This is a genomic window from Micromonospora sp. DT228 (assembly GCF_049841595.1).
In the GTDB taxonomy this organism is placed as follows: Bacteria; Actinomycetota; Actinomycetes; order Mycobacteriales; family Micromonosporaceae; genus Micromonospora.
On sequence record NZ_JBNCKO010000002.1, the window covers coordinates 628,000 to 654,948 of the forward strand.

Here is a 26,949-nt window from a genome sequence, read left to right on the forward strand (position 1 = left end):
GCCGACCCACCGGCAGGTGGGGGCGAGCGCGGGGATGTTACGCCTGGCCTTTGGGCTGGATGCTGGCGAGCAGTTCGGTGATCCTCGTTCTGATGTCGTCGCGGACCTGGCGGACGACGTCGACGGATTGGCCGGCGGGGGCGGTGAGCTTCCAGTCTTCGTAGCGTTTGCCGGGGAAGACGGGGCAGGCGTCGCCGCAGCCCATGGTGATGATGACGTCGCCGGCCTGGGCGGCGTCCCAGGTGAGCCGGGCTGGGGTTTGTTCGGTGATGTCGATGCCGACTTCGTGCATGGCCTCGACGGCGATGGGGTTGATCTGGTCGGCGGGTTCGCTGCCCGCGGAGCGGACCTCGATGGCGTCGCCGGCGAGGTGTCGGAGCCAGCCGGCGGCCATCTGGGAGCGGCCGGCGTTGTGGACGCAGACGAACAGGACGCTGGGCTTGTCGGTCATCGGGCTTCTGTCTCCGGAGAGAGTCGGGGGGCGACCACGGCGTCGGCGGAGTTCTCGACACCGGGGTACCAGGCGGCGATGGCGGCGATGGCGACCAGGCCGCCGACGAGCTGCGCGCCGACGAAGCCGGGAAGCGAGGTGGGGGCGATTCCGGCGAAGGTGTCGGTGAAGGCGCGGCCGATGGTGACGGCGGGCTTCGCGAATGAGGTGGACGAGGTGAACCAGTAGGCGGCACCGATGTAGGCGCCCACGGCGGCCGGAGCCGCACTGCCGCGGCCGGTGCGGGCGAGGGCGAAGATCAGGACGATCAAGCCGGCGGTGGCGATGATCTCGGCCAGCCACAGGTTTCCGCCGATGCGATCGGTGCGGGACCACGTGGCGGCTGGTAGTTCGAACATCAGGTTGGCCAGAACGGTCCCGGTGATCGCGCCACAGACCTGGGCGGCGACGTAGGCGGCGAGATCACGCGGTGGCCTCCGCGGAGGTGGCGGAGAGGTCCAGAAGCGCGCGGAGTTGCCGGAACGCGTCCGGGCGGACCCGGTACCAGACCCACGTGCCGCGCCGCTCGGAGTCGACCAGGCCAGCCTCCCGCAAGACCTTCAGGTGATGGGAGATGGTCGGCCCGGACAGCTCGAACGCGGGGGTCAGATCGCAGACGCACATCTCCGGCACCGAAGCGATCATCGACATCAGCCGTAGCCGGACCGGGTCGCCCAAGGCCTTGAACAGTGGCGCGACCACTGCTGCCTGGTCGGTGTCAATGGGGCGAACCGCGATCGGCGCGCAGCAGGCCGCCGCGTCCAGGCTCATCACCGGCAGGGCTTGCTTCGACATTTCTCTAGGTTGACAGATTTCAAAATAAGGTGCAACGTTGGTCCTGCTTCGAAAAGCATCAAGACAAGGGCGTGGTGGGCAAGCCGTTGTACGGCGGCCTGCCGCGCCGAGGCCCACTCGGACCAGCCATCACACCCTCCAGATCGCTAAGGAGAGTCATGTCCCGCGTTCAGCTCGCCCTGCGTGTGTCCGACCTCGAAGGCTCCGTCGCCTTCTACTCCACGCTGTTCGGCGTCGAGCCCGCCAAGCGCCGCCCCGGCTACGCCAACTTCGCCGTCGAGAACCCGCCGCTGAAGCTCGTCCTGCTCGAAGGCGAGCCCGACCAGCCCACCGTGATGGACCACCTGGGCGTCGAGGTGTTCAGCACCGACGACGTCAACGCGGCCACCACGCGCCTCACCGGCTCCGGTCTGATCACCCTGGAGGAGAACGGCACCGAGTGCTGCTACGCCCTTCAGGACAAGGTGTGGGTGCGCGGCCCTGGTAACGAGCCCTGGGAGGTCTACACCGTGAAGGCCGACTCCGACCAGTTGGAGAAGGCCACCGAAAGCGCCTGTTGCACACCCGCCGCCGAGAAGGAACCGGCCACCGGTTGCCGCTGCTGATGCCGGGACGCCTCCCCGCTCTCCAACTGGAGGGCGGGGGTGGTGGCGTGAGCGAGCGTGGTGTGTCTTACGGCTCAATCAACATCAATTGTCAGTGTTGCGGGTTGATGCGAAGGGAACCGGGTGCACCGCGAAATCAGCAGAGGTAGCGGCGGTTACCCCAGCCACGAAGACGTTGAGTAGCGCGAGCACCACGGCGTACACCCAGGCCGGACCTCAGGCCTTCTGGTCCGCGCAGCAGCCGTCGGCGCAACCCGAGGTCTGGCCGCCGGCACCGCTGGCAGGGAGGGGTGCGCAGTCGTCGCAGTGCTCACCGCGCCATGCCTCGATACCTTCCTTGACGGCTACCCCCGCGATCACGAGTGCGGCGATCGGGTCGGCCCACGACCAACCCCAGGCCGCATTGAGGGCCAGGCCCACGAGCAGCACCGCAGACAGGTACGTGCACAGCATCGTCTGCGTCGAGTCGGCCATGACTGTTGCGGAGCCGAGTTCCCGGCCGGTGCGACGCTTGGCCCGAACGAGCAGCGGCATCACGAGCAGTGATGCGACGGCGAGGCCGATGCCGACCGGGCTGGCCTCGGCGTCTCCACCGCTCAGCAGCGAGCGAGCGGCGTCGAAAGTGACCCAGGCAGCCAGGGCGAAGAACGACGCGCCGATGAGGCGCAGCGCCATTCGTTCCCGATCCTCGGGCACCCGAGAGCGGAACTGCCAGATCAGCACCGCTGCGCTGGATACCTCGACGAACGAGTCCAGGCCGAAGCCGATCAATGCCGTGGAGGAGGCCGCTGCGCCAGCGGCAATGGCGACCAGGCCCTCGAGGAGGTTGTAGCCAGCAGTGGCGTAGGCGAGCCACAGGCTGCGGCGTGACAGCACTGCCCGTCGCTCCGGAGTCAGCAACGACGCGCTCATGCGTGCACTCCCGAGGTGGTGGAGTCGGCGGGCTCCCCGTAGACCGGGCACAGGGCTACGGCCTCGCCAGTCGCGGCGAGAACCAGTTCCGCCGAGCGCAGCAGGTCCAGCAGTTCGGGCCGGGTCAGGGCGTAGAACGACTGGCGACCTTCCACCCGGTAGTCGACCAGGCCACAGTCACGAAGGCAGGCGAGGTGCTTGGACACGGTCGACTGCGCGAGCCCCAGCTCTCCAGTCAGGTCGACCACCCGAGCCTCGCCGGACGCGATCCGTCGCAGGATCGCCAGCCGGGTCGGGTCCCCCAGGGACCGGAACAGCGCCACGGCCGGAGTCAGGCCGGGGGTGCAATCAATCGCCATAGCGCGATGATAGCCAGATTTAGCGATGATTGGGGTGGTGTCGGCATGACCCTCGGCGACGGTGGGGCGGAAGATCATCGGGCACGGATCCGGCACGACTGGGGCCGGCAGAAGCTGTCGTCCGGTGTCCGACAACGGCAGTGTTCTCCCAGGCCCAGACGGCGATGCGCCCGGATGCGGATGATCCTCATACCTCATGCGGGATTAGTACGTGCAATCCGGGGTCCGATCAGGGACTATTGGCGCAACGGACGTCGGTGATCGGCCCGGCGTCGACCGTGTGGGTGGTCATGCCCGACAGCGGTCGACGGCGGTACGCAGCAGCCGCTGAACCGGGAGGGTGATCGCGATGCCTGACATACGACCCGCGGTGGGCTCCGGCGCGTTGGTTCTCAACGCCACCTACGAGCCGCTGTGTGTCGTGTCGGTGCGTCGCGCCGCGATCCTCGTTCTCTCCGCCAAGGCGGTCTGCGTCGCCGATGGCGATGGCATCCTGCACAGCGCCCGCGACGCGCTTCCGGTGCCCTCCGTGGTCCGGCTGACCCGCTTCGTCCGCGTGCCGTACCGGACGCACGTGGGGTTGTCCCGGCGGGCGATCTTCGCCCGCGACGGGTGGCGGTGCGCCTACTGTCGGGGCCCGGCCGAGACCATCGACCATGTCTTCCCCCGCAGCCGGGGTGGCCGGCACGCCTGGGAGAACGTGGTCGCCGCGTGTGCCCGGTGCAACCACACGAAGGGCGACAAGACGCCGGCGGAGATGGGGTGGCGGTTGCACGCGCTTCCCGCCGCCCCGAAGGGCACCGCCTGGCGGGTGCTCGGGCACCGCGCCCCCGACCCCCGCTGGGCCGACTGGCTGGACCTGCGGGAGCCGGAAGCCGCCGCCTGACCGCCGCCGCGAGGATCGCCCCGGTGCTGCAGAGCCGCTTCAGCCCGCTGCGCTTCGACAGTGACCACCACCTGTCCGACGGGGAGGTGGCGGTCCTGCTGGAGGCGGCCCGGTGGGCGCCGTCGGCCGGCAACTCCCAACCGTGGGCGTTCCACTTCCGCCGACGCGGCGACGCGGGGCACGCCGCGCTCGTCGACCACCTCGCCGCGAGTTCACGCCGATGGGCCCCGCAGGCCAGCGCGCTTGTCGTGAACCTCGCACAGCGGGGAGTGGACGACAGCGGGATGGAGTACTCCGAGTTCGCCTACTACGACCTCGGCCAAGCGGTCGCGCACATGACCGTGCAGGCCCACTCCATGGGCCTGGCGTGCCGGCAGTTTCGCGCCTTCAACCTCGACGCCCTCCGCGACACCATGCGCGTCGCACCCGGTTGGCAGATACTCACCATGACCGCCATCGGCGTGGCAGTCGATGACGGCGATCCCCTCCCACGCCACCGCCGCAGCATCACCGACCTCAGCACCGCCGGAGTCGAACCGCCCGACCACGACACGACGGACCAGCCGCGTCGAGCGTAGAACGGCGCGACCGTGGCGCTGGCGGTTGGCTCAGTCCTGCTGGTCGGCTGCCCGGCGGTCCGCGCGCTGGTGACGGTCGGCTGCTCGGCCGTACGCGATCGCGAGTAGCCGGTCGATCTCGGGCAGCAGTTGCGGGCCGGGCATGACGATGCTGCCGAAGCCGTACAGCGCGTAGCCCGGGTGCGGCATGAGGGTGTCCAGCCGGGCGAAGTCGAAGTCGTCCCGGTGCTCCTCGAACGCCTTGGGCGGAAAGCCGAAGCGTCGCTCGAACTCGTCTCGGCCCAGGTCCAGGTTGAGGCGGAAGACGCCGGGACGGTCCAGCTGCGCGGCCTCGTCGAAGCCGGGCACGTCGTGCTCGACGATCGTGGCGAACGGCTGCCGGTGGTCCGGGCCGACGAAGAAGAACCGGTCGCCCCAGGCCGCCTCGGGTGATCCGTTCTCCTCGCTCGCCACGACCTGCGCGACTCCGGGCAGCGCGACGATCCGGTCGGCGAGCGTGGCCGCGTCGACGCCGGTCGGGACGTGCAGGACCGCGTCGGCGTGCTCGATGGTGGCCCGGCCCAGCGGGAAGTATCGGTAGTCGTGCGTCCGCCGCTCGGCCGGCCCGATGTCGGACGCCGGCACGTACCGGGGGAGGTCGGTCTCCTGCTGGAGTCTGCCCTCGTAGGTCGACGCGGCGGGGGCCTCGATGCCGAGCGCCGGGCTCGCGCCCAGGCTGCCGACGATCACCGCGTACCGGTCACCCAGCAGCGTCGCGACGATCGCGCCGGCGCCGGCCCACGACACCTCCGTGTCGGCAAGCGTCATCGTGCCCGGCTGGCGCTGGAGGTGCGTGTTGTGTCCGAAGACGAGCGTGGGTCCGCGGTGTGCCTCGGCGGAACGGATCGCGAGCAGGTTCTCGGCCATCAGCGCGTCCCGGACCGCGGCCAGGCGGCCGAAGCGTTCCTCAGGGGCCAGTGGGGCGGCGGCCGCGGCGTGGTAGCGCAGCACCGCGACCGCGGACGTCGCGTGCACGAGCGCCGCCGCCCAGCCGTCGGCCTTCCAGGGCGCCCGCAGGTACAACTCGGTGACGAGGTCGTCGGCGAGCACCCGCAGTGCGCGGGCGTCGGCCGAGCGCCCCACCGACCGACCCGGCTCCCAGATCGCGGCCGTGTCGGTCCACCGCGCCTCGTCACCGACCAGGTCGTCGATCTCGGCGGACCGGTCGAGGTCGAGGAAGTCACACACCCGGGTGAGGTGAAGGCGCGGGCTCGGGGCGCTGGCCAGCTCCAACGGGGCGTCGAAGCCGTGGAACGTCAGGCGTTCGGCGGGCGGGCGTCCCGCGTTCCATTCGCGCATCCGCAGCAGCAGGTCGCGGTTGGCCGGGGCGGCGCCGAACCCGTGGCTGAACCCTTCGGCGAGCGCCCGGTCGAGCGGCACGTCGGCGTCACCCTGCACGAACTCGTTGGCGATCAGCCCGGCCGCGCGGTCGCTCTCCACCGCGATCGACAGGTAGCCGTGCTCCGCCAGCGACAGGAAGGCGTCGTTGCGGAGTTGGAGGAAGGCGGACTCGCCGTGCGTCGGCTCGCCGAGCGCGAGCAGGTCCGGGGATACCGCGAGCAGGTCGAGAAGAGCTGGCATTCCATAAACCGTATCGTTGAACCAGCGGTTGAGACTCAGCAGCGACGGAGCACGGGTGACAGCCACACAACCCTCAAACACCGGGGTACGCCGCCCGATCGACCTCGCACGTGCCCACGGGCTCTCCGCGCAGGCCGTGCGCAACTACGAACGAGACGGCGTCCTGCCGCCGGCCCCACGCACACCGAACGGCTACCGCCGGTTCACCGAGGTGCACGCCAAGGCGTTGAGTGCCTATGTCGCGTTGATCGCGGGCCACGGCTACGCGGCCAGCGGCGAGATCATGCGGGCCGTCAATCGCGGTGAGATCGACGCGGCATTGCGCATCGTCGATGACTGTCATGCCCTGCTCCAGCGCGACCGGGAGACCCTGGACGCGGTCGAGACGGCGGTGGCGACGCTCACCGCGACGCGGCCACAACCGCAGACCCGGAAAGCCGTGTCCGTCAGCGTGCTGGCTCACCGCCTCGGTGTCCGGCCCGCCACGTTGCGCAAGTGGGAGCGGGCCGGGGTGCTGCGGCCGGCACGCGACCCGGCGACCCACTACCGGGCCTACCTCCCGGACGACGTCCGCGACGCCGAGCTGGCCCACCTGTTACGCCGCGGTGGGTACCGGCTCGACCACATCGCCGGCGTGCTGCGTCAGGTACGCGGGGCGGGCGGCGCCGAACCGCTCGCCGCGTCGCTGAGCCGGTGGCGGGAACGGCTCACCGAGCGCGGCCGAGCGATGCTCACCGGGGCCGCCCGGCTCGCCGACTACCTGGACGCCGGTCCACCTTCACGCCAACCCACCGGCCACCACTTTCTCAATAGGTGACGAGCAGGTTCGCGCAGTGTAGAACATTTGGTTCTACACTGGGTTCATGGAGCGTATCGGGGTCCGGGAGCTGAACCAGAACACGAGTCAGGTGCTGGCTCGGGTGAGTGGCGGCGAGACGGTCGAGATCACCGATCGCGGGCATCCGATCGCCCGACTGGTCCCGGTCAATGACGACAGATCTGTGCTGGCCAAGCTGGTGGTGGCGGGGCGGGCCGTCGCGCCGACCGGGAGCGGCCCGGTCCCGCTTCCGCCAAACCTCGGTGCCGGGGACGTGGACGTGGCTGCCACTCTCGCCGAGATGCGAGACGAGGAGCGCTGGTGATCTATCTCGACTCCGCCGCCGTCGTGAAGTTGGTTCGGCAGGAGGCGTGCAGCGCCGACCTCGTCTCCTGGCTCAACGCGCAGGGCGACGTCCCGCTGGTCTCCTCCGCTCTCGTCGAGGTTGAGGTGCCCAGGGCGTTGCGCCGGTCAGCGCCGCAAGCGTTGATCGGCGTGCCGGCGGCTGTCGGACGGCTCTTTCGGTTGGAGATCGATGGCACCGTCCGCGCCACCGCAGCGGCCTTCGCGGAGCCGGCGCTACGCAGTCTCGACGCCATACACCTTGCCACGGCCCAGGTTCTGACAAACGAGTCCGGAACGGCGCTCATCGCATTCGTCAGTTACGACCGGCGGCTGCTCGACTGCGCCAAGGCCGCTGGGTTGCCCGTGGCAAGCCCAGGCCAGAACTAACCCACGGTTCCGGTCTGCCCGCCCTCACCCTGAACGGGCCTTGACCAGGGACGCGAACACCACCACGTTGTCGGAGTAGCCGGTCTCGCCGCCGACCCACTGGCCGCCGCAGGTGATCAGTCGAAGGCTCGGGTGGCTGAAGTCGCCGTACACCTCGTCCACCGGCAGCCGGCCCTTGTCGAACTTCTCCACCGAGTTCACCTCGAAGACCGCCACGTTACGGTCGGTGCGGGTGACCTCGATCTGGTCGCCGTCGCGCAGTTCCCGGAGTTGGTGGAAGACCGCCGGCCCGCTCGTGGTGTCGACGTGCCCGACGATCACCGCCGGGCCGTACTGGCCGGGGGTCGGCCCCTGGTCGTACCAGCCGGCCTCCTGGGCGCGCGCCGCGTCCGGCACGGCGATGGTGCCGTCCGGGGCGATGCCCACGTCGTGCACGGGCGCCCGCAGGTCGATCTTCTCGATGGCGAGGCTTGTCGGGCGGCTGGCCGGCAGCACCGGGAACTTCTTCGGCGGCGGTCGAAACCCGGCGCTGAGCCGGTCCGGTAGCAGGCTCATCCCGGTCACCTGCTCCACGCCGAGCATCACGACGATCAGCACCATCACCGCGGCGATGGCCAGCACCGGCAGCCCCGGTCCCGTGCCGAATCGGGGTCGGAACGACCGCGCTCCGGCCGGGCGGCGCGGCGACAGCGGGGCGGCGACCGGATCCGGGGTGGCGACACTTGCCGACCCGGCCTGCCCGGCGACCCGACCAAGCCGGCCGGAGGCACGGGCCACCAGCCGGCCGGAGGCGCGCAGCAGCCGGCCGGCCCGGAAGCGGGCGCGGCGGTCCGGCCGCGAACGCGCGGATCTGCGGGTCATGAGTCATCCGGCTCAGGAGCCGGCTCCGGTCCGACGTCGGCCGCCGGCCATTCCGAGCGCGACGGCGGTGGCGACAAGCGCCACGCCGCCGAGCACCAGCAACGAGCCGGTGCCACGGCCGCCGGCCGTCCCGCCGCCCCCGGTCGCCGGTCCCTTGCTGGGGGAGGCCATGTTCAGCACGGTGAGCGTGGTCGAGGCCGTCTGGCCGTTCTCGCAGCGCAGTTCGACCGGGTAGTCGCCCGCCGGCTTGTCCCTCGGAATTGTGGCCTGCCCGGTCAGGAAGCCCTTGTCCGGTTTGAGCATCACGTGTGGAAACGCGTCGGAGTGCACGGTGGACTGGCGATTGTTGTTGGCGTTGTCGCAGCCCGCCTTGATGCTGACCCGGCTGCCGGCCTGGGCGCTGTTCGGCATCACCTCGACGAAGACGTTCTCGCCGGCGCGCGCCGGTGCGACCGACATCAGGACGAACGCCCCGACCAGCGCAACAAGCGTCAGTGCGGACGAGAGCGCGCGGTTGATCGTGCGGATTCCCTGCATGATTTCCCCCCAACCGGCGACGACCGCCGGAACCTCCGCCCCTCATTTCGCCTCCGCGCTACACGCGGCACTCCGGACGGAAGGAAGGGCGTCCCCTGGGCACGCCGCTGCTTTCCCGCTGGCTCGGGGCCAAACCCGGGTCAGCCGTGGCGGGGGGAGGTGAGGGGAGTGATCGGTCGCCAGTCGAGCGGGGAGGAGAGGACCATCGTGCTCGACGGCTGGCCGTACGGGGCGAGCCGGTCGATGACCGCCTCGAAGTCGCCGATCGAGCCGGCGGCCACCTTGAGCATGCTGCACGCGTCGCCGGTGATCCGGTGGATCTCCAGGATCTCCGGCCAGTCGGCCACCGCCGGGTCGTGCAGGATGCAGCGTGCGCCGTAGCAGGACATCCGGATCAGCGCGACCACGGTGCGGCCGGCTCGGGTCAGGTCGACGTGGGCGTGGTAGCCGGTGACGACCCCGGCCTCCTCCAGGCGGCGAACCCGCTCCGCGACGGCCGGCGGGGACAGGTGCACCCGCCGGGACAACTCGCTGAAGGAGAGCCGGGCGTCGGCCTGCAACTCGCGCAGCAGCGCCCAGTCCATGTCGTCCACGCTCAGACCTTACTTTCGTGAACCAACTTCGCCTAGTTGCCTTCGGTTTGCCAGGAGAAGGCGGTGAGAGCCGTTGATTCGGCATTCCGCAGGCCGATCCGACCGCGAGATCATGACGTCGGCTAGTCCGGGGGAGGGAGAAGAGATGGTGGATCAGACGGAGCGGCGGGCGCCGAACCGCCGTGCCACGGTGCAGCCGGTGACCCCCGGACAGCGTGCCGCGCAGGCGGCGCGCACCGGTGGCGAGCCGACCCTGGAGTTCGCCGACATGGTGCCGTACGACGCGTACGTGCAGGCCAGCGCCCTGCACAAGATGCAGCACCCGCTCAGCAGCGACCCGGGCGAGATGTCCTTCCTGATGGTCAGTCAGATCATGGAGCTGTACTTCGGGCTGACCTGCCACGAGTTGCGGGAGACGCAGCGGCTGATCCGCGCCGACCAGGTCTGGGAGGCGCTGGCCCCGCTGGGCCGGGCCAAGCTGCACCTGGAGGGGCTCAACGCCGCCTGGCAGGGCCTGCGCTGGATGAGCCCGGCCGACTTCAACAGGTTCCGCAACCTGCTCGGCGAGGCTTCCGGCTTCCAGTCGGCGATGTACCGGCAGTTGGAGTTCCTGCTCGGGCTGCGCGACCCGACGCTGATCCGTCCGTTCCGCCGGCAGGCCGAGGTGCACGCCGCGCTGAGCGACGCGCTGGCCACCCCGAGCCTCTGGGACGACGTGGTCGCGCTGCTCGCCCGACGTGGCTTCGACCTTCCCGCCGACCTGCTCGACCGGGACGTGGCCATCGAACACGACCCGCAGCCGTCGGTCGAGGCGGCCTGGGTACGGATCTACGACGACCACGGCCCGGACAACCACCTGCGGCTGCTCGGCGAGGCGCTGAGCGCTGTCGCCGAGGAGTTCGGCGACTGGCGCTGGAACCACGTCAAGGCGGTGCAGCGGACGATGGGCGCCAAGGTCGGCAGCGGCGGCTCCGCCGGACTGGCGTGGTTGCAGCGCAGCATGTCCCGGGTGGTCTTCCCGGAGCTGTGGTCGGCCCGTACCGCGATGTGACCGGAGAGCGAGAAGAAGCAATGACGACCCCAGAAGCTGAGCTGCTGGGCTTCGCCGCTGGCGAAGCGCAGGCGCACCGCCTCGACGAGGCCGACCCCGGCCACCGGCACCTGTTCCACGTGCCGCCGGCCGATGGCGGCGACCACAGCGAGTCGGCGTACCTGGCCGGCAACTCGCTCGGCCTGCAACCCCGGGCCACCCGCGACGAACTCCTGGCCGACCTGGACGCCTGGGGGCGGCTCGGCGTCGAGGGGCACCTGGAGGCACAACGGCCCTGGCTGCCGTACCACGAGTTGTTGACCGCGCCGGCCGCCCGACTGGTCGGCGGCCGACCCGCGGAGACCGTGGTGATGAACTCGCTCACGGTCAACCTGCACCTGCTGATGGTGAGTTTCTACCGCCCGGCCGGCGTCCGCACCCGCATCGTCATCGAGGACGCCGCCTTCCCGTCGGACAGCTACGCGGTGCGCAGCCAGGCCCGGTTCCACGGCCTGGACCCGGACGAGACGGTGGTCCGGTTGCGCCCGCGCGACGGCGAGGACGCCCTGCGCGCCGAGGACGTGACCGACTACCTGGCCGCCGAGGGTGACCGGGTGGCGCTGGTGCTGCTCGGCGGGGTCAACTACCTGACCGGCGAGTTGGTGGACATCCCCGCGATCACGGCTGCCGGCCGGGCGGCCGGGGCGGTGGTCGGCTGGGACCTGGCCCACGCGGTCGGCAACGTGCCGCTGGCCCTGCACGACTGGGACGTCGACTTCGCCGCGTGGTGCTCCTACAAGTACCTGAACTCGGGCCCGGGCGCGCTGGCGGGCGTCTTCGTGCACGAGCGGCACCTCGGCGACGAGAACCTGCCTCGCTTCGAGGGTTGGTGGAGCACCGCGGCGGCCACCCGGTTCGAGATGACCCCGGTGTCCCGGCCGCCCGCGACGGTGGAGGCCTGGCAGATCTCCAACCCGCCGATCTTCGCGATGGGCCCGGTGCGTACCTCGCTGGAACTGTTCGACACGGTCGGGATGAGCGCGCTGCGCGCCCGCAGCCAGCGCCTCACCGGCTGGCTGGAGACGCTGCTCGACGAGGTCGTCGCCGACCGGCCGCTGCGCGTGATCACCCCGCGCGACCCGGCCCGGCGGGGCTGCCAACTCTCGGTCCGCATCGGCGCCGGCAGCGCCGCCGAGCTGACCAAACGCCTGCGGTACGAACACGGCGTCATCGCCGACGCCCGGGAGCCGGACGTCGTCCGGTTCGCCCCGGTGCCGCTCTACTCCACGTACCACGACTGTTGGCGGGCCGCCGCCGCGCTGGCGGCGACGGTGGGGGCGACCTCTGTGAGCGCGAGGAGTGAGCCGGTGTTGCGAGCCCCGCAGTCGGGAACGAAAGGCGGCTCAGCATGACCGCGCGGCGCGACGAGATCGCGGTCATCGGCGCCGGGCTGGCCGGCTGCCTGGCCGCCTGCTTCCTGGCCCGGCGCGGCTACCCGGTGGCCCTCTACGAGCGCCGATCGGACCCGCGGGTCGGCACGGCCGAGCGCGGTCGCTCGATCAACCTGGCGCTCTCCGAACGCGGGTTGGACGCGCTGCGCCGGATCGGGCTGGCCGAGCAGGTGCTGACCGACGCGCTGCCGATGCGTGGCCGGATGATCCACCCGGTCGAGGGCGAGCAGCAGTTCCAGTCGTACAGCGCGGCCGGCGACCGGGCGATCAACTCGATCAGCCGGGGTGCGCTGAACAACGCCCTGCTGGACGAGGCCGCCGCGCTGCCCGGAGTGCGGGTCGTCTTCGACCACCGGCTGGTCGGGCTCGACCCGACCGACGGAACCCTGAACTTCGAAACCCCGCAGGGGACGGTCACCGCCAAGGCGTCGGTCGTGCTGGGCGCCGACGGCGCCGGCTCCGCGGTACGCGGACAACTGCTCGCGTACGGGTTGCTGCACGAGAGCGTGGACTTCCTCGACTACGGCTACAAGGAGTTGACGATTCCGCCGCTGGGTGGGGACTTCGCGCTCGATCCGGACGCGCTGCACATCTGGCCGCGCGGCACCTCGATGATGATCGCGCTGCCCAACCCGGACCGCTCCTTCACCTGCACGCTGTTCTGGCCCAACGAGGGCGCCGGGAGCTTCGCGGCACTGGACAGCCCGGCGGCGATCGAAGAGCACTTCGCCAGGCACTACCCGGACGTCATCCCGTTGGCGCCGGACCTGGTCGACGACTACCAGCACAACCCGGTGGGTGTGCTCGGCACGGTCCGCTGCGCCCCGTGGCAGGTCTTCGGCAAGGTCGGGCTGCTCGGCGACGCGGCGCACGCGATCGTGCCGTTCTACGGTCAGGGCGCCAACTGCGCGTTCGAGGACGTGGTCGAGTTGGACCGCTGCCTGGACGAGTGCGCCGACGACTGGTTGGCGGCGCTGCCGCTGTTTCAGCGACGCCGCCAGGAGAACGCCGAGGCCATCGCCGCGATGGCGCTCACCAACTTCGTGGAGATGCGGGACAAGGTCGCCTCCCCGGTCTTCCAGCTCCGCCGCAGGATCGAGCACGCTCTGGAACGCGCCCTGCCCGGCCGGTACGTTTCGCAGTACGAGCTGGTGTCCTTCTCCACCACCCCGTACGCGGAGGTACGCCGCCGGGTGCGCCGGCAGCATCGGGTGCTCGGCGCGGTTGTCGGCGGGGCCGCACTGCTGCTGGTCGGCGCGACACTCGGTCGAGGGAGGCGCGGATGACCGCCAACTGGGATCCCCGGCTGATGGCCGGTCACGCGCCGGCCAAGCCGCAGCGGTTGCGCAACTTCGTCGGCGGCGAGTTCGTCGACGGCGGTCCGACGTTCGCCAAGGCCAGCCCGGTGACCGGGGAGCAGGTCTTCGAGGTGGTCGAGGCGTCGGAGTCCACCGTGGACGACGCGGTGGCCGCCGCGCGGGCGGCGCTGCGCGGGCCGTGGGGCCGGATGGGCGAGCGCGAACGCGCCGAGGTGCTGCGCCGGGTCGCCGACGAGTTGGAGCGCCGCTTCGACGATCTGGTCACCGCCGAGGTAGCCGACACCGGCAAGTCCATCGCCCAGGCCCGCACCCTGGACATCCCGCGCGGCGCGGCGAACTTCCGGGCTTTCGCGGAGATCGTGGCGACCGCGCCCACCGAGTCGTTCACCACCGTCACCCCGACCGGCGGCCGGGCGCTCAACTACGCGCTGCGCAAACCGGTCGGCGTGGTCGCGGTCATCGTGCCGTGGAACCTGCCGCTGCTGCTGCTCACCTGGAAGGTCGCCCCGGCGCTGGCCTGCGGCAACGCCGTCGTGGTCAAGCCCAGCGAGGAGACACCCGCCTCGGCGACGGTGCTCGCCGAGGTGATGGCCGCCGCGGGCGTACCGGCCGGGGTGTTCAACCTGGTGCACGGGTTCGGGCCCGACTCGGCCGGCGAGCACCTCACCCGCCACCCGGGCGTGGACGCGATCACCTTCACCGGCGAGTCGGCCACCGGCGGCGCGATCATGCGGGCCGCCGCCGACGGGGTGAAGGCGGTCAGCTTCGAGCTGGGCGGCAAGAACGCCGGCCTGGTCTTCGCCGACGCCGACCTGGACGCCGCGGTGGCCGGCTCGGTGCGGTCCAGCTTCACCAACGGCGGGCAGGTGTGCCTCTGTACCGAACGCCTCTACGTGCAGCGCCCGGTCTTCGAGGAGTTCACCGCCCGGCTGGCGAAGCGGGCCGGTGAACTGGCGTACGGCTGGCCGACCGACGAGGTCACCGCCACCATGCCGCTGATCTCCCACCAGCACCGGGCGAAGGTCCTCGGCGCGTACGAGCTGGCCCGCTCCGAGGGCGCCGAGGTGCTCACCGGTGGTGGCACGCCCACCTTCGGCGACGCCCGCGACGGCGGGTCGTACGTGCAGCCGACGGTGCTCACCGGGCTCGGCCCGGACGCCCGCACCAACCGGGAGGAGATCTTCGGCCCGGTGGTGCACGTCGCGCCGTTCGACACCGAGGACGAGGCGTACGCCCTGGCGAACGGCACCGAGTACGGCCTCGCCGCCACCGTCTGGACCCGGGACGTGGGGGTCGCGCACCGGGCCGGCGCCCGGCTCGACGCGGGCATCGTCTGGGTCAACACCTGGTTCCTGCGTGATCTGCGTACCCCGTTCGGCGGGGTGAAGGCGTCCGGCATCGGCCGGGAGGGTGGCGTGCACTCGTTGAACTTCTACTCCGAGTTGACGAACGTCTGCGTGGACCTGTCGTGAGCCGTGGCGAGGGAGCGGGCATGGAAGCTGACATCGAGGCCGCCAACCGGGAGCTGGCCGACGCCCGCAGCACCGGCAAGCCGTGCCCGCCGCTGCGTGGGCGACTGCTGCCGGAGGGCGACGTCGAGTCCGCGTACCGGGTGCAGCAACTCCAGGCGCGGGCCCGGCAGGGCCGCGGCGAACGTCGGGTCGGCGCGAAGATCGGGCTGACCTCCCGGGCGGTGCAGGAAACCTTCGGGGTGTACCAGCCGGACTTCGGCATGCTCACCGACGCGATGGCTGTCGGCGACGGGGTCGAGGTGCCCATCGGCCGGCTGCTGCAACCCCGGGTCGAGGCGGAGATCGCGTTCGTGCTCGACAAGGATCTCCCGGACCCGCAGCTCACCACCGTCGACCTGATCCGCGCGGTCGACCACCTGCTACCGGCCATCGAGATCGTCGACTCGCGGATCGCCGGCTGGGACATCTCCATCGTGGACACCGTCGCGGACAACGCCTCGAGTGGGCTATTCGTGCTCGGCACCACACCCCGCCGACTGGCCGACGTCGACCTGCGGCTGTGCGGGATGGTGCTGGAGCACGCCGGCGAACCCGTGTCGGTGGGCGCGGGCGCGGCCTGCCTGGGCAACCCGCTGCACGCCCTGCACTGGCTGGCCGGCACCCTCGCCCGTGCCGGTGACCCGCTGCGCGCCGGGGACGTGGTGCTCTCCGGGGCGCTCGGCCCGATGGTGCCGGTCACCCCGGGAGCCGCGTACGAGGCCCGGATCTCCGGGCTCGGCTCGGTGCGCACCTGCTTCAGCAAGGGGGTAACCAGTGACCACTGACGTGGCGGTGCTCGGTTCCGGAAACATCGGCACCGACCTGATGATCAAAGTTCTCCGGCTCAGTGACAGCCTGCGCATGGTGGCGATGGCCGGCATCGACCCGGCCTCCGACGGTCTGGCCCGCGCCCGCCGGCTCGGCGTGGCCACCACCGCCGACGGCGTGGACGGGCTCGTGGCGATGCCCGAGTTCGCCGACGTCGAGCTGGTCTTCGACGCCACCTCGGCCGGGGCGCACCGGCGCCACGACGAGGTGCTGCGCGCACACGGCCGCACGGTTGTCGACCTGACCCCGGCCGCGCTCGGCCCGTACGTGGTGCCGCCGGTAAACCTCGACGAGCACCTGCACCAATCGAACGTCAACATGGTGACCTGCGGCGGGCAGGCCACCGTGCCGATCGTCGCCGCCGTCCGCCGGGTCACCCCGGTGGCGTACGGGGAGATCGTCGCCTCGATCGCGTCGAGGTCGGCGGGTCCCGGCACCCGAGCCAACATCGACGAGTTCACCGAGACCACGGCGCGGGCCATCGAGGTGGTCGGTGGGGCCGAACGGGGCAAGGCGATCATCGTGTTGAACCCGGCCGACCCGCCGCTGCTGATGCGCGACACCGTCTACTGCCTCTGCCCGGACGCCGACGCCGACGCCGACACCGACGCCATCGCCGCCTCGGTGGCGGACATGGTGGCGACGGTGCAGGAGTACGTCCCGGGCTACCGGCTCAAGCAGGACGTGCAGTTCGACCGGGTCGAGGCGTACCTGCCGACGCTCGGTCGGCGGCTCACCGCGTTGCAGGTGTCGGTCTTCCTGGAGGTCTCCGGCGCCGGGCACTACCTGCCCGCGTACGCCGGGAACCTGGACATCATGACCTCGGCCGCGCTGCGTACCGCGGAGCGGCTGGTGGCCCTGCGTGCTTCGGAGGTGGCCGCGCCATGACCGATCTCTACATTCAGGACGTGACGCTGCGCGACGGCATGCACGCCATCGCCCACCAGTACACGGTCGATCAGGTCCGCACCATCGCCGCCGCGCTGGACGCCGCAGGCGTGGCCGCCATCGAGGTGGCGCACGGCGACGGGCTGGCCGGTTCCAGCGTCAACTACGGTCACGGCGCGGCCAGCGACGCCGAGTGGATCTCCGCGGCCGCCGAGGTCCTGACCACGGCGAAGCTCACCACCCTGCTGTTGCCGGGCATCGGCACCATCGCCGACCTGAAGGCGGCGAAGGCGCTCGGGGTGACGAGCGTGCGCATCGCCACCCACTGCACCGAGGCGGACATCTCCGCCCAGCACATCTCCTGGGCCCGGGAGAACGGCATGGACGTGGCCGGGTTCCTGATGATGTCGCACATGAACGATGCGGCCGGGCTCGCCGGGCAGGCCAAGCTCATGGAGTCGTACGGGGCGCACTGCGTCTACGTCACCGACTCCGGCGGTCGGCTGCTGATGTCCGACGTGGCGCAGCGGGTCGACGCGTACCGGCAGGTCCTCGCCCCGGAGACGCAGATCGGCATCCACGCGCACCACAACCTGTCGCTCGGGGTGGCAAACAGCGTGCTCGCCGTCGAACACGGCCGCGTCACCGGGTCCGCGCCGGTCGGACCGGACGCGCCCCACGGCCGGACCGTCCGCGTCGACGCCTCCCTGGCCGGCATGGGCGCGGGTGCCGGCAACGCGCCCCTGGAGGTCTTCGTGGCGGTCGCCGAGCTGCACGGCTGGAAGCACGGCTGCGACGTGTTCGCGCTGATGGACGCCGCCGACGACATCGTCCGCCCGTTGCAGGACCGGCCGGTCCAGGTGGACCGGGAAACGCTCTCCCTGGGGTACGCGGGCGTCTACTCCAGCTTCCTGCGGCACGCCGAGCGGGCGTCGGCGAAGTACGGCGTGGACGTCCGCTCGATCCTGGTCGAGCTGGGCCGGCGCCGGATGGTCGGCGGCCAGGAGGACATGATCGTGGACGTCGCACTCGACCTGGCCGGCAAGGAGCCCTCATGATCGGACCAGACATCGCGGGGATCGCCGAGAAGCTCGGCGTGGCGGCGGCCACGGCCACCGCGATCCCGCAGCTCGCCGCCGAGACCGGCCTCGACGTGGATGCCGCGTACGCCGTGCAGGCCGCGCTGCTGCAGCGCCGGCTCGACGCCGGTGAGCGGCTGGTCGGGCTGAAGATGGGGCTGACCAGCAGGGCGAAGATGGCCCAGGTCGGGGTGGACGAGGTGATCTGGGGACGGCTCACCAACGCGATGCGGGTGCCCGACGGCGGTGCCGTGGACCCGTCCGCGTACATCCACCCCCGGGTGGAGCCGGAGGTGGCGTTCCTGCTGGACCGCCTGCCCGAGCCGGGCGAGCCGGTCGGCGACTTCGCCACGGCCGTCCGCGCCGTCGCGCCGGCCATCGAGCTGATCGACTCCCGGTACGCGGACTTCCGCTTCGCACTGCCGGACGTGATCGCCGACAACACCTCGGCCGCCGCGTTCGTGATCGGGCCGTGGTCGCCGGTGCCCGACGGCCTGGACAACCTGGGCGTGCTGCTGGAGGTCGACGGTCGGGTGACGCAGGTCGGTTCGACGGCGGCGATCCTCGGCGATCCGCGTCGAGCCCTCGACGAGGGCATCCGGTTGGCGGGTCGGCACGGGGTACGGCTGGAGTCCGGCTGGGTCTTCCTGGCCGGTGCCGCCACCGCCGCTGTGCCGTTGCGTCCCGGCGCTCATGTCCGTGCCGTGGTCGAAAAGCTCGGCACGGCCTCGCTGCGGGCTGCGTCGTGAGCGCGGCGGTGGGGGTTCCGGGCAGCCCGACCGGCTCCGGGCAGTCAGGCTTGATACCTGCGCCGGTCGGGCTGCCCGGAACCCCTGACCTGGTTGGGGTCGGCGTCGCCGTGCCGGATGGGGGTGGGTCATGAGTGCCTCTGGTGCTCGGGTGGTCCCGGGCAAGGCCGTGCCGCGGGGGGCTTTTCCGCACGTCAAGGTCGCGGGTGGGTTCGTCTTCGTCTCCGGTACGTCGTCGCGGCGGCCGGACAACAGCTTCGCCGGTGTGTCGGTGGACGAACTCGGCACCACGAACCTCGACATCCGGGTGCAGACGCGGGCGGTGATCGAGAACATCGGCGATCTGCTGCGGTCGGTCGGTGCGGACCTCGGCGACCTCGTCCAGGTCACGTCGTACCTGGTCAACATGAACGACTTCGGTGGCTACAACGAGGTGTGGGCGGAGTTCTTCGACGCGTCCGGCCCGACCCGCACCACGGTGGCCGTGCACCAGTTGCCGCACCCGCACCTGCTCATCGAAATCCAGGCCGTGGCCCTTCTTCCCTCTGGAGGTCAGTCGTGAGTGAGATCGCCGAGCCGTTCAGCTTTCCGGGATGGATCGCGGACAACCAGCACCTGTTGAAGCCGCCGGTGGGCAACCGGGAGATGTTTCCCGGCGGGGACGACTTCATCGTGATGGTGGTGGGCGGGCCCAACCAGCGCACCGACTTCCACGTGGACCCGTACGAGGAGTTCTTCTACCAGGTCAAGGGCAACATGCACATCAACCTGATGACCCCGGAGGGGCCGCGTACGGTGCACGTGCGCGAGGGTCAGATGTGGATGTTGCCGCGCAACACCCCGCACTCGCCGCAGCGGCCGGAGGCCGGCTCGATCGGCATGGTCGTGGAGCGGGTTCGCGAGGAGGGCACCCTGGAGACCTTCCAGTGGTACTGCCCCGGGTGCGGCCACCAGGTGTACGAGGTGGAGTTGCAGGTCCGCGACATCGCGGCCGACCTGCCGCCGGTGTTCCAGGCGTTCTACGCCGACGAGGCCGCCCGTACCTGCGCCAACTGCGGCACCCTGCACCCGGGTAGGGGCTGATGCCCGCAGGCGTGGTCGACGTGCACACGCACGTCGTACCGAAGGGGTGGCCGGACCTCGGCGCGGCGTGCGGTGGGTCCGGTTGGCCCTGGTTGCGCGTCGACTCCGAGCGCGCCGCCATGATCATGGTGGGGGAGACGGAGTTCCGCCCGGTCGGCGCCGAGTGCTGGGACGGGGCGCGCCGGCTGGCCGACATGGACGACGACGGCGTGGACGTGCAGGTGGTCTCGCCGACGCCTGTCTTCTTCAGCTACGACCGGCCGGCCGACCAGGCGGTGAAGGTCGCCCGGATCTTCAACGACCTGACCCTGGAGGTCACCGCGGCCGGTGGCGGCCGACTGGTGCCGTTCTGCCAGGTGCCCCTCCAGGACCCGGACGCCGCGTGCGCCGAGCTGGATCGCAGCCTGGCCGCCGGGCACGTGGGCGTGGAGATCGGCAACCATGTCGGCGACCGGGACCTGGACGACGCGGGCGTGGTCACCTTCCTGCAGCACTGCGCCGAGGTGGGCGCACCCGTGTTCGTCCACCCGTGGGACATGCCGGGCGGTCCCCGCCTGGACCGCTGGATGGCCCGGTGGCTCACCGGGATGCCCGCCGAGACGCACCTGTCGGTGCTGGCGATGATCCTGGGCGGTGTCTTCGACCGGGTGCCCGACTCGTTGCGGATCTGCTTCGCGCACGGCGGCGGCAGCTTCCCGTTCTGGCTCGGCCGCGCCGACAACGCCTGGCACCGCCGGGGCGACCTGGTCCGTGGCGCGTCCGCGGCCCCGCCGAGCAGCTACGTCGACAGGTTCAGCGTCGACTCGGTGGTCTTCGCGCCGCCCGCGCTGCGGCTCCTCGTCGACACGATGGGGGAGGACCGGGTGCTGGTCGGCAGCGACTACCCGTACCCGTTGGGCGAACGCCCGGCCGGCGCGGTGGTCCGCGACGCCGACTTCCTCACCGACGCCCAGCGCGACAAGCTGCTCTCCCGCAACGCGCTGCGCTTCCTCGGGGAGTCGGGTATATAAAGACTGTCTTCACGGATATACTCTGCGCATGAAGACCGTCATCGATCTTGACGATGAACTGCTCGACCGGGCCCGTCTCGAGCTCGGCACCAAGAGCAAGAAGGACACGATCCATGCCGCGCTGCGGCTCGTCGCGGAGCGCAGCGAGCGGATGGAGGCCATCCGAGAGCTTATGTCGATTGACCGGGACTGGACTGGTCTGCTCGAGGACGACAAGATCCCGCGCGGCGAGCAGGACGCGGCGTGACTCCACCGGCCGGGCTGTACCTCATCGACACGTCAGCCTGGAGTCGCCTCCGTCAGCCGATCGCAGGCAAGCGAATCACGACGATCCTCGCGGAAGGACTCGCGGCGACCTGCGTGCCACTCGACCTCGAGGACGGGCGGAGTGCCCGCGACTTTCGGGACGCCATGACGATACGTGCACGTCGTGCGGAGGTGATGATCGATCTTCCGAGCACTCCGGCCGTGGCGACCAGGGCGCGGGATCTGCAACTGGCGCTGACCGCACGTGGCCACCACCGCGCCGCCAGTCCGGTCGACGTCCTTGTCGCTGCCACCGCTGCGGAGTACTCGGCGACCGTCCTGCACTACGACCGCGACTACGATCTCATCAGCGACGTCGGCGGGCCGCGCAGCGAGTGGGTGGCCCCGGCAGGAACCCTGATGTGACCCGTCGACGCCGTGTCGGGGGGCCACCGCTGGCTTGAGCGGGCAGGATGAGGGGATGGCCGAGCCGCACGACCTGACCGCGTTGGAGCAGGCCGCGGCGATAGCCCGTGGCGAGCTGTCCAGCGTCGACCTGGTCGAGCACTACCTGCGCCGGGTGGAAGCGCTCGGTGACACCGTGGGCGCGTTCGTCACGGTCACGCCCGATCTCGCCCGGGAAGCCGCTCGCGCAGCCGACGCCGCGCCGGTCGAGGCCCGAGGCCCGCTGCACGGCGTACCGACCGCGATCAAGGACCTGACGCTCACCGCCGGGGTCCGCACCACATTCGGGTCGGCCGCCTTCATCGACTTCGTCCCGCCGGTCGACGCCGACGTGGTCCGGTTCATCAAGGCCGCCGGCCTGGTCAGCCTCGGCAAGACCACCACCTCCGAGTTGGGCTGCTCGCTCTACTCGGAAGGCCGGGTCGCGCCGCCGGCCCGCAATCCGTGGCAACTGGCGTACACCGCGGGCGGGTCCAGCGGCGGCGCGGCGGCGGCGGTCGCGGCCGGGCTGGTTCCGGTCGCCCAGGGGTCCGACGGCGGCGGCTCACTGCGCATCCCGGCGTCGCTCTGCGGCCTCGTCGGCTACAAACCCAGCCGTGGCCTCGTCTCCGGCGGGCCGCTCGGCTCCGGCGCGTTCGGCCTGCCCACCAGCGGCCCGCTCGGGCGGACCGTCACCGACGTCGCCGCGCTGCTCGACGTCATGGCCGTGCCGGTCCCCGGCGAGCCCTACCTGCCGCCAACCGCGCCGCCGGGCGGCTACCTGGCCGCTGCGCGCCGTGCCGCTCCCGGCCCGCTGCGGATCGGCCGGTTCACCACGCCGATGCTCGCCGACGAGCCGGTGCACCCCGACTGCGTGGCCGCCGTGGACCGGGCCACCGCGCTGCTCACCGCGGCCGGCCACGAGGTGGTCGAGGTGGCGCCGCCGCTCGGGCCCGCGGCGTGGCCACTGTTCGAGATCCTCTGGTACGTGCTGGCGCTCACCCCGGTGCCGCCGCAGCGGGAGGCGGAGCTGCTGCCACTGACCCGGTTGCTGCGGGCCCGCGGCGCCGAGATCTCCGCCGGCACCCTGGCCGCCACCCTCGGTGAGCTGCAGGCGCAGGTCCGGCTCGGCGCCCGTCGCACCGCCGGCTGCGACCTGCTGCTCTGTCCCACCCTCGCCGCCCCGCAGGCACCCGTCGGCTGGTTCAGCGCCGATGGTGACCCGGCAGCCGACTTCGACAGACAACGCCGATTCTCGCCGTACTGCGCCATCTTCAACGTCACCGGCGATCCCTCCGTCTCCCTGCCGGTGGGCGCAACGACCGACGGCCTGCCCGTCGGGGTGCTGCTCACCGGCCGGTACGGCGACGACGCGCGGCTCGTCGCTACCGCTGCGCAACTGGAGAACTCCAGTGACGGATGGGATCGGCACCCCGCAATCTGGCGGGCCGTCGACTCCGCTAACGTGAATGGTGACGGAGTCGGGCGGTCGACAACATGATCGTCCATCCGACCCGGTTGTTCGAGGTCGTCCTTCTTCCGCCTGGGGGCGTTGGGATTGTCTGTTACCGAGACGTTGCTGGTCTTTGTCGGCATCCCGTTGGCCGCGGTGCTGGTCATCGCCGGCCTGTCGTACGCCGGCAGCCGTGGGGGTGCCACCGGCGGTGGCGGTGGCGCCAAGCGCTACCGGCCGGGCCGGCCCTTCGACTTCACTCCGGTCTGGTTCCTGGGCCGTCCGGAGCAGCTGGCCGACTCGGCCGGCACCGCGCTGACGGCGGGGGCGCAGGCGCCCGCGCTGACCAGCCACAAGCTTGAGCAGGCCAGCGTCGACGCGCCGGCCGGTGGAACCGGAGGCGCAAGTGACCGTTGGTGAGAAGCAGACCAGGTCGGAAAATCCGCCCGAGGTGCTGGACGGGCCGTTCTCGACCCGCCAGCTGCTGCGCATCGACGAGGCGCTGCGCCTGGCCGACCGGGGCACCGGCCTGGTCTTCTCGGTCTTCGTCGGCGGCCTCGACGAGCCGATTCGGGAGCACGCCCAGCGGCTGCACCGCCAGCTCGCCGACCCCGACCGGTCGGTGCTGATCGCGGTGTCGCCCAACCAGCGCCAGTTGGAGATCATCACCGGCCGCTACGCGCGCAAGCGCGTCCCCGACACGTACGCCAAACTGGCCGCGCTCTCCATGGCGGGCGCGTTCAGCGGCGGGGACCTGGCCGGCGGCATCATCAACGGCCTCGACCAGCTCGCCAGCCACGCCGGCAAGGGCTGACCCACACACGACGAAGCCCGGTCCGCGTTCAGCGGGCCGGGCCTTTCGTGGTTTACCGGGGCCAGACGGAGGGATCCAGGCGCATCGGCCAAGGCTCGTCGATCTGCACCGCGTCGTCTGGGCCGACCGTGCCGAGCAGGTTGTAGTGAACGCCCTTAACCAGCTCGTAGCGATATATCACGGGGCCGAAGTCGCCGCGCTCGACACGCCAGTAGGCGGGAATGCCGACCTCGGCGTACAGCGCTGGTTTGGTGAACCGGTCATGCCGGCGGCTGCTTGGTGATTCCACCTCGACGACAAGTGCCACATCCGCTGCTTCGATCCAGGTGCCGTCCGCGGGGGCCGTCGGCTTCAGCACCACGACATCAGGGATGAGATTACTTCCGGCAGCGCGGAGGCCCACCTCCCGAATAACCCGCCACCCGGTCGGCGTAGCTGCTCGCAGGGCTGCTCGTAGCTCATCCGCCAGTTCCTGGTGGCCGAAACCCGGTGGTGGGGTCACGTGCAGACTCCCGTCGATGATCTCGTAGCGGTTCCCGTCCTCGGGAAGGTTGAACAGGTCCTGCTCGCGCCACTCGCGCGCAGGGGGCCGCCACTCGTAGGTCGGCTGTGCCATCACGTCCACCTCCTCTAGTCACGATAACGTCCGGGGCCGGCGCGGGCTCTCACCCACGCCGGCCCCGGGCACCGGACAACGCTGCTCAGGCGCTCTGGGCGTCCTTCGTGCGGGCCTTGAGCGCCCGCACCACACCGTCGCGGCCCTCGGCGACCAGCCGGCGCAGCGGGCCGGGATGCCCGTCGCCGGCCAGCCACGCGTCGGTGGCCGCCACCGTGTCGTCCTCCACCAGGTAGATCGGGTACGCCAGCTGCGCGAACTCCTGCGCGGGCTCGCTGTCCCGGGTGGCCCACACCTGGCCGACGGCCGTGAAGTACCGCTCCCGGTAGGGCGCGATCAGGTCCACCTGCGCCGGGTGGGCGAGGCCCTGCAGGAGCGCCCGGTGGCGCCAGTTGGGCAGGGAGTCCGGACCGGTCAGCAGCGCCCAGACCGCCTCCTTGTTCTCTGCCGTCGGCACCAGCGCGTGCGCGTACGCCGCCTCCCGTTCGCCGCTGGCGGTGCGGTCACCGGCCAGCTCCGCCTCGATCTCGGCGGCACCGGCGGCCCCGTTGGCCACCAGCGCGGAGAGGACCGACCAGCGCAGCTCGGTGTCCACGGTCAGCCCGGCCGGCGTACCGACCCCGTCCAGCCACCCGCGCAGCGTGGCCAGGTCCTCGTCGGAGCGGGCCGCCGAGGTGAACGCACGAGCCCAGGCCAGCTGGAACCCGCTGCCGGGCTCGGCGGCGGCGAGCGCGTCCCGGGCGGTACGGGCCAGCTCGGCCCAACCGGTCGGCGCCCAGGCCGGGTCGGCGTAGAGGGTGATCGCGGTGGTCGCCTGTCGCAGGGTCGCGGTGACCAGGTTGATGTCGGTCTCCGCGGGCAGCCCGGTCAGCGCCAGCGCCACGTAGTCGCGGGCCGACAGCTCGGCGTCACGGATCATGTCCCATGCCGCGGTCCAGCAGAGCGCCCGCGCCAGCGACGACTCGAAGCCCCCGATGTGCTGCACCACCGTGGCCATCGACCGGTCGTCGAGGCGCAGCTTGGTGTAGCTCAGGTCGTCGTCGTTGAGCAGCAGCACGTCGGCGGCCCGGACACCGCGCAGCTCGGCGAGGTCGGTCCGCTCGCCGGTCACGTCCACCTCGTGCCGTTCCCGGCGCACCAGCCGCCCGTCGGTCAGGTCGTACAGGCCCACGCCGATGCGGTGCGTCCGCAGCGTCGGGTACGCGGTCGGCGCCTCCTGCCGGACCGCCACCTGCTCGTAGGTGCCGTCCGTGCCGATCGTCACCTCCGGGCGCAGCGTGTTGACCTGCGCGGTCTCCAACCACTGCGCGGCGAACTTGCGCAGCTCCCGGCCGGACGCGACCTCCAGCTCGCTGAGCAGGTCGTCGAAGGTGGCGTTGCCCCAGGCGTGCTTGCCGAAGTAGGCCCGCAGCCCGGCCACGAACGGCTCCTCGCCCACGTAAGCGACGAGCTGCTTGAGCACGCTCGCGCCCTTGGCGTAGGTGATGCCGTCGAAGTTGACCTCGACGGCCTCCATGTCCGGCATCTCGGTGTAGACCGGGTGGGTGGAGGAGAGCTGGTCCTGCCGGTAGCCCCAGTTCTTCCGGATGGACAGGAACGTCGTCCACGCCTCGGTGAACCGGGTGGCGTTCGTGTTGCACCAGTGGCTGGCCCACTCGGCGAACGACTCGTTCAGCCACAGGTCGTTCCACCAGCGCATGGTGACCAGGTCGCCGAACCACATGTGGGCCAGCTCGTGCAGGATCGTGTTGGCCCGCTGCTCGTACTCGAAGTCGGTGACCTGCGAGCGGAACAGGTAGTGCGACTCGGCGTGCGTCACACAGCCGAAATTCTCCATCGCGCCGGCGTTGAAGTCGGGCACCCAGAGCTGGTCGTACTTCGGCAGCGGGTAGCGCACGCCGAACTTCTCGTGGAAGAAGTCGAAGCCCTGCTTGGTGATCAGGAACAGGTCGTCGGAGTCCAGGTACTGGGCCATCGAGGCCCGGCAGAACGCCCCGAGGTCGATGCCGTCGTGGGTGTCGCGCACCTCGTGGTACGGCCCGGCGCACATCGCCGTGATGTAGGTGCTCATCCGGGGCGACTCGGTGAAGTGCAGCGTCTTGAGCCCCTCACCCGCGGGCTCCTCCCGCTGCACCGGCATGTTGGACACCGCCCGCCAGTGCGCCGGAACGGTGGCGTGCCAGGTGTAGACGCTCTTCAGGTCGGGCTGGTCGAAGCAGGCGAACACCCGCTGCGCGTCGGCCGTCTCGAACTGGCTGTAGAGGTAGGTCTCGCCGTCCACCGGGTCGACCGTCCGGTGCAGACCCTGACCGCTGTTGGAGTAACCGAAGTCGGCGTCGACCACCAGGACGTTGTCGCCGTCCAACCCGGACAGGGTCAGGCCCTTCTCGGCGGACCAGTCGGAGAGGTCGACGGGAGTGCCGTTGAGCGTCGCGGACCGCACCGATTCGGCGGCCAACTCGATGAAGGTGCTCGCGCCCGGTTCGGAGCAGCGGAACCGGACCTCGGTCGTTGACCGGAACGTGCGGCCGTCGGCCGCCAGCACGGCGCTGGACAGGTCCAGACTGATGTCATACCCCGTCACGTTGAGCAGGCGGGCCCGCTCGGTCGCCTCGACCTGCGTCAGGTTGCGCACTCCCGGCA

The 26,949-nt window shown here is 71.1% G+C and carries 32 protein-coding genes and 1 pseudogene; 22 read left to right on the forward strand and 11 right to left on the reverse strand.

All coding sequences use genetic code 11. The features are described from left to right. Positions 1-37: 37 nt before the first annotated feature. From ACLQ29_RS06245 to ACLQ29_RS06255, 3 genes are all read right to left on the reverse strand, one after another. Complete coding sequence (locus tag ACLQ29_RS06245) at positions 38-451, reverse strand: arsenate reductase ArsC (RefSeq protein WP_425770657.1); 414 nt, start codon at positions 449-451, stop codon at positions 38-40. Continuing rightward, positions 448-849, reverse strand: coding sequence for a hypothetical protein (locus tag ACLQ29_RS06250; RefSeq protein WP_425770659.1), 402 nt, complete (start codon positions 847-849; stop codon positions 448-450). Before ACLQ29_RS06250 ends, ACLQ29_RS06245 begins: the two co-directional genes overlap by 4 nt. A 64-nt stretch (positions 850-913) precedes the next feature. Continuing rightward, entirely contained in the window at positions 914-1,285 is a 372-nt protein-coding gene (locus tag ACLQ29_RS06255) for an ArsR/SmtB family transcription factor (RefSeq protein WP_425770661.1), read from the reverse strand. Between the two features lie 158 nt (positions 1,286-1,443). Between ACLQ29_RS06255 and ACLQ29_RS06260 the strand changes: the two genes are divergently transcribed. Further along, positions 1,444-1,890, forward strand: a complete 447-nt coding sequence (locus ACLQ29_RS06260; protein ID WP_425770663.1) for an ArsI/CadI family heavy metal resistance metalloenzyme — start codon at positions 1,444-1,446, stop codon at positions 1,888-1,890. 216 nt (positions 1,891-2,106) lie between these two features. Here ACLQ29_RS06260 and ACLQ29_RS06265 read toward each other — a convergent pair whose 3' ends face one another. Beyond that, positions 2,107-2,802, reverse strand: coding sequence for a cation diffusion facilitator family transporter (locus ACLQ29_RS06265; RefSeq protein ID WP_425760691.1), 696 nt, complete (start codon positions 2,800-2,802; stop codon positions 2,107-2,109). After that, positions 2,799-3,161, reverse strand: a complete 363-nt coding sequence (locus ACLQ29_RS06270) for an ArsR/SmtB family transcription factor (RefSeq protein ID WP_425770665.1) — start codon at positions 3,159-3,161, stop codon at positions 2,799-2,801. Before ACLQ29_RS06270 ends, ACLQ29_RS06265 begins: the two co-directional genes overlap by 4 nt. A gap of 349 nt (positions 3,162-3,510) precedes the next feature. Here ACLQ29_RS06270 and ACLQ29_RS06275 point away from each other — a divergent pair, with 349 nt between their 5' ends. Then, a complete protein-coding gene (locus tag ACLQ29_RS06275; RefSeq protein ID WP_179780615.1) occupies positions 3,511-4,047 on the forward strand; it encodes an HNH endonuclease in 537 nt (178 codons plus the stop codon). 23 nt (positions 4,048-4,070) lie between these two features. Beyond that, positions 4,071-4,625, forward strand: coding sequence for a nitroreductase family protein (locus ACLQ29_RS06280; protein ID WP_425770668.1), 555 nt, complete (start codon positions 4,071-4,073; stop codon positions 4,623-4,625). 30 nt (positions 4,626-4,655) lie between these two features. Here the strand turns inward: ACLQ29_RS06280 and ACLQ29_RS06285 are convergent, their stop codons facing one another. Next, a complete protein-coding gene (locus ACLQ29_RS06285; protein ID WP_425770670.1) occupies positions 4,656-6,245 on the reverse strand; it encodes a DUF6194 family protein in 1,590 nt (529 codons plus the stop codon). Positions 6,246-6,300: 55 nt separating this feature from the next. Here ACLQ29_RS06285 and ACLQ29_RS06290 point away from each other — a divergent pair, with 55 nt between their 5' ends. The 3 genes from ACLQ29_RS06290 to ACLQ29_RS06300 are packed head-to-tail and all read left to right on the forward strand — an operon-like array spanning position 6,301 to position 7,794. Continuing rightward, a complete protein-coding gene (locus tag ACLQ29_RS06290; RefSeq protein ID WP_425770674.1) occupies positions 6,301-7,062 on the forward strand; it encodes a MerR family transcriptional regulator in 762 nt (253 codons plus the stop codon). Positions 7,063-7,108: 46 nt separating this feature from the next. Beyond that, entirely contained in the window at positions 7,109-7,387 is a 279-nt protein-coding gene (locus tag ACLQ29_RS06295) for a type II toxin-antitoxin system Phd/YefM family antitoxin (RefSeq protein WP_425770676.1), read from the forward strand. Further along, a complete protein-coding gene (locus ACLQ29_RS06300; protein WP_393373741.1) occupies positions 7,384-7,794 on the forward strand; it encodes a type II toxin-antitoxin system VapC family toxin in 411 nt (136 codons plus the stop codon). The genes ACLQ29_RS06295 and ACLQ29_RS06300 overlap by 4 nt, the downstream gene beginning before the upstream one ends. Positions 7,795-7,818: 24 nt before the next feature. Here ACLQ29_RS06300 and ACLQ29_RS06305 read toward each other — a convergent pair whose 3' ends face one another. The 3 genes from ACLQ29_RS06305 to ACLQ29_RS06315 all read right to left on the reverse strand — a co-directional run bounded on the left by ACLQ29_RS06305 (position 7,819) and on the right by ACLQ29_RS06315 (position 9,785). Then, complete coding sequence (locus tag ACLQ29_RS06305; RefSeq protein WP_425770780.1) at positions 7,819-8,592, reverse strand: class F sortase; 774 nt, start codon at positions 8,590-8,592, stop codon at positions 7,819-7,821. 75 nt (positions 8,593-8,667) lie between these two features. Then, a complete protein-coding gene (locus tag ACLQ29_RS06310) occupies positions 8,668-9,192 on the reverse strand; it encodes a hypothetical protein (protein WP_393373738.1) in 525 nt (174 codons plus the stop codon). A 140-nt stretch (positions 9,193-9,332) separates the two neighbouring features. Then, complete coding sequence (locus tag ACLQ29_RS06315) at positions 9,333-9,785, reverse strand: Lrp/AsnC family transcriptional regulator (protein WP_425770679.1); 453 nt, start codon at positions 9,783-9,785, stop codon at positions 9,333-9,335. A 148-nt stretch (positions 9,786-9,933) separates the two neighbouring features. Here ACLQ29_RS06315 and ACLQ29_RS06320 point away from each other — a divergent pair, with 148 nt between their 5' ends. The 16 genes and pseudogenes from ACLQ29_RS06320 (at position 9,934) to ACLQ29_RS06395 (ending at position 23,690) form a co-directional block, all read left to right on the forward strand. After that, on the forward strand, positions 9,934-10,836 hold the full coding sequence (locus ACLQ29_RS06320) for a tryptophan 2,3-dioxygenase (RefSeq protein WP_425770781.1): 903 nt from the start codon (positions 9,934-9,936) through the stop codon (positions 10,834-10,836). A gap of 20 nt (positions 10,837-10,856) precedes the next feature. Beyond that, positions 10,857-12,149: pseudogene (kynU, locus tag ACLQ29_RS06325) on the forward strand (kynureninase); the annotation flags it as partial. Positions 12,150-12,223: 74 nt separating this feature from the next. Beyond that, a complete protein-coding gene (locus tag ACLQ29_RS06330) occupies positions 12,224-13,552 on the forward strand; it encodes an FAD-dependent oxidoreductase (RefSeq protein ID WP_425770681.1) in 1,329 nt (442 codons plus the stop codon). A gap of 23 nt (positions 13,553-13,575) precedes the next feature. Further along, positions 13,576-15,057: a 2-hydroxymuconic semialdehyde dehydrogenase gene (locus ACLQ29_RS06335; protein WP_425770782.1), complete on the forward strand. Its 1,482-nt coding sequence runs from the start codon at positions 13,576-13,578 to the stop codon at positions 15,055-15,057. 20 nt (positions 15,058-15,077) lie between these two features. Then, positions 15,078-15,881: a 2-keto-4-pentenoate hydratase gene (locus tag ACLQ29_RS06340; protein ID WP_425770683.1), complete on the forward strand. Its 804-nt coding sequence runs from the start codon at positions 15,078-15,080 to the stop codon at positions 15,879-15,881. Continuing rightward, positions 15,871-16,812, forward strand: coding sequence for an acetaldehyde dehydrogenase (acetylating) (locus ACLQ29_RS06345; RefSeq protein ID WP_425770685.1), 942 nt, complete (start codon positions 15,871-15,873; stop codon positions 16,810-16,812). Before ACLQ29_RS06340 ends, ACLQ29_RS06345 begins: the two co-directional genes overlap by 11 nt. Next, positions 16,809-17,870, forward strand: a complete 1,062-nt coding sequence (gene dmpG, locus ACLQ29_RS06350; RefSeq protein WP_425770687.1) for a 4-hydroxy-2-oxovalerate aldolase — start codon at positions 16,809-16,811, stop codon at positions 17,868-17,870. Before ACLQ29_RS06345 ends, dmpG begins: the two co-directional genes overlap by 4 nt. Continuing rightward, positions 17,867-18,640, forward strand: coding sequence for a 2-keto-4-pentenoate hydratase (locus ACLQ29_RS06355; protein ID WP_425770689.1), 774 nt, complete (start codon positions 17,867-17,869; stop codon positions 18,638-18,640). Before dmpG ends, ACLQ29_RS06355 begins: the two co-directional genes overlap by 4 nt. A gap of 130 nt (positions 18,641-18,770) precedes the next feature. Next, positions 18,771-19,202: a RidA family protein gene (locus ACLQ29_RS06360; protein WP_393373718.1), complete on the forward strand. Its 432-nt coding sequence runs from the start codon at positions 18,771-18,773 to the stop codon at positions 19,200-19,202. Next, a complete protein-coding gene (locus tag ACLQ29_RS06365; protein ID WP_425770691.1) occupies positions 19,199-19,723 on the forward strand; it encodes a 3-hydroxyanthranilate 3,4-dioxygenase in 525 nt (174 codons plus the stop codon). The genes ACLQ29_RS06360 and ACLQ29_RS06365 overlap by 4 nt, the downstream gene beginning before the upstream one ends. Then, positions 19,723-20,733, forward strand: coding sequence for an amidohydrolase family protein (locus ACLQ29_RS06370; protein WP_425770693.1), 1,011 nt, complete (start codon positions 19,723-19,725; stop codon positions 20,731-20,733). Before ACLQ29_RS06365 ends, ACLQ29_RS06370 begins: the two co-directional genes overlap by 1 nt. A gap of 28 nt (positions 20,734-20,761) precedes the next feature. Beyond that, the gene (locus ACLQ29_RS06375; RefSeq protein ID WP_425770695.1) at positions 20,762-20,980 is read left to right on the forward strand and encodes a type II toxin-antitoxin system VapB family antitoxin; all 219 of its coding nucleotides are present in this window, start codon (positions 20,762-20,764) and stop codon (positions 20,978-20,980) included. After that, positions 20,977-21,405, forward strand: a complete 429-nt coding sequence (locus tag ACLQ29_RS06380; RefSeq protein WP_425770697.1) for a PIN domain-containing protein — start codon at positions 20,977-20,979, stop codon at positions 21,403-21,405. Before ACLQ29_RS06375 ends, ACLQ29_RS06380 begins: the two co-directional genes overlap by 4 nt. 55 nt (positions 21,406-21,460) lie before the next feature. Next, entirely contained in the window at positions 21,461-22,924 is a 1,464-nt protein-coding gene (locus ACLQ29_RS06385) for an amidase (protein ID WP_425770699.1), read from the forward strand. Positions 22,925-22,999: 75 nt separating this feature from the next. Then, positions 23,000-23,296, forward strand: a complete 297-nt coding sequence (locus ACLQ29_RS06390) for an aa3-type cytochrome oxidase subunit CtaJ (RefSeq protein WP_355032334.1) — start codon at positions 23,000-23,002, stop codon at positions 23,294-23,296. Then, positions 23,283-23,690 carry a DUF5130 family protein gene (locus tag ACLQ29_RS06395; protein WP_425770701.1) on the forward strand — a complete coding sequence of 136 codons (408 nt, stop codon included), beginning with the start codon at positions 23,283-23,285 and terminating at the stop codon, positions 23,688-23,690. Before ACLQ29_RS06390 ends, ACLQ29_RS06395 begins: the two co-directional genes overlap by 14 nt. Before the next feature lie 52 nt (positions 23,691-23,742). Here the strand turns inward: ACLQ29_RS06395 and ACLQ29_RS06400 are convergent, their stop codons facing one another. Both ACLQ29_RS06400 and pepN read right to left on the reverse strand, forming a co-directional pair. Beyond that, the gene (locus ACLQ29_RS06400; RefSeq protein ID WP_425770703.1) at positions 23,743-24,306 is read right to left on the reverse strand and encodes a Uma2 family endonuclease; all 564 of its coding nucleotides are present in this window, start codon (positions 24,304-24,306) and stop codon (positions 23,743-23,745) included. 85 nt (positions 24,307-24,391) lie between these two features. Further along, positions 24,392-26,941 carry an aminopeptidase N gene (pepN, locus tag ACLQ29_RS06405; protein WP_425770705.1) on the reverse strand — a complete coding sequence of 850 codons (2,550 nt, stop codon included), beginning with the start codon at positions 26,939-26,941 and terminating at the stop codon, positions 24,392-24,394. Positions 26,942-26,949 lie beyond the last annotated feature (8 nt).

Coding starts and splice junctions, on each gene's coding strand:
- ACLQ29_RS06375 (WP_425770695.1), top strand. CDS start 20,762: ATGAAGACCGTCATCGATCTTGACGATGAACTGCTCGACCGGGCCCGT.
- ACLQ29_RS06255 (WP_425770661.1), bottom strand. CDS start 1,285: ATGTCGAAGCAAGCCCTGCCGGTGATGAGCCTGGACGCGGCGGCCTGC.
- ACLQ29_RS06370 (WP_425770693.1), top strand. CDS start 19,723: ATGCCCGCAGGCGTGGTCGACGTGCACACGCACGTCGTACCGAAGGGG.
- ACLQ29_RS06400 (WP_425770703.1), bottom strand. CDS start 24,306: ATGGCACAGCCGACCTACGAGTGGCGGCCCCCTGCGCGCGAGTGGCGC.
- ACLQ29_RS06340 (WP_425770683.1), top strand. CDS start 15,078: ATGGAAGCTGACATCGAGGCCGCCAACCGGGAGCTGGCCGACGCCCGC.
- ACLQ29_RS06285 (WP_425770670.1), bottom strand. CDS start 6,245: ATGCCAGCTCTTCTCGACCTGCTCGCGGTATCCCCGGACCTGCTCGCG.
- dmpG (WP_425770687.1), top strand. CDS start 16,809: ATGACCGATCTCTACATTCAGGACGTGACGCTGCGCGACGGCATGCAC.
- ACLQ29_RS06260 (WP_425770663.1), top strand. CDS start 1,444: ATGTCCCGCGTTCAGCTCGCCCTGCGTGTGTCCGACCTCGAAGGCTCC.
- ACLQ29_RS06360 (WP_393373718.1), top strand. CDS start 18,771: ATGAGTGCCTCTGGTGCTCGGGTGGTCCCGGGCAAGGCCGTGCCGCGG.
- ACLQ29_RS06385 (WP_425770699.1), top strand. CDS start 21,461: ATGGCCGAGCCGCACGACCTGACCGCGTTGGAGCAGGCCGCGGCGATA.
- ACLQ29_RS06295 (WP_425770676.1), top strand. CDS start 7,109: ATGGAGCGTATCGGGGTCCGGGAGCTGAACCAGAACACGAGTCAGGTG.
- ACLQ29_RS06330 (WP_425770681.1), top strand. CDS start 12,224: ATGACCGCGCGGCGCGACGAGATCGCGGTCATCGGCGCCGGGCTGGCC.
- ACLQ29_RS06250 (WP_425770659.1), bottom strand. CDS start 849: ATGTTCGAACTACCAGCCGCCACGTGGTCCCGCACCGATCGCATCGGC.
- ACLQ29_RS06270 (WP_425770665.1), bottom strand. CDS start 3,161: ATGGCGATTGATTGCACCCCCGGCCTGACTCCGGCCGTGGCGCTGTTC.
- ACLQ29_RS06355 (WP_425770689.1), top strand. CDS start 17,867: ATGATCGGACCAGACATCGCGGGGATCGCCGAGAAGCTCGGCGTGGCG.
- ACLQ29_RS06335 (WP_425770782.1), top strand. CDS start 13,576: ATGGCCGGTCACGCGCCGGCCAAGCCGCAGCGGTTGCGCAACTTCGTC.
- ACLQ29_RS06275 (WP_179780615.1), top strand. CDS start 3,511: ATGCCTGACATACGACCCGCGGTGGGCTCCGGCGCGTTGGTTCTCAAC.
- ACLQ29_RS06265 (WP_425760691.1), bottom strand. CDS start 2,802: ATGAGCGCGTCGTTGCTGACTCCGGAGCGACGGGCAGTGCTGTCACGC.
- ACLQ29_RS06310 (WP_393373738.1), bottom strand. CDS start 9,192: ATGCAGGGAATCCGCACGATCAACCGCGCGCTCTCGTCCGCACTGACG.
- ACLQ29_RS06245 (WP_425770657.1), bottom strand. CDS start 451: ATGACCGACAAGCCCAGCGTCCTGTTCGTCTGCGTCCACAACGCCGGC.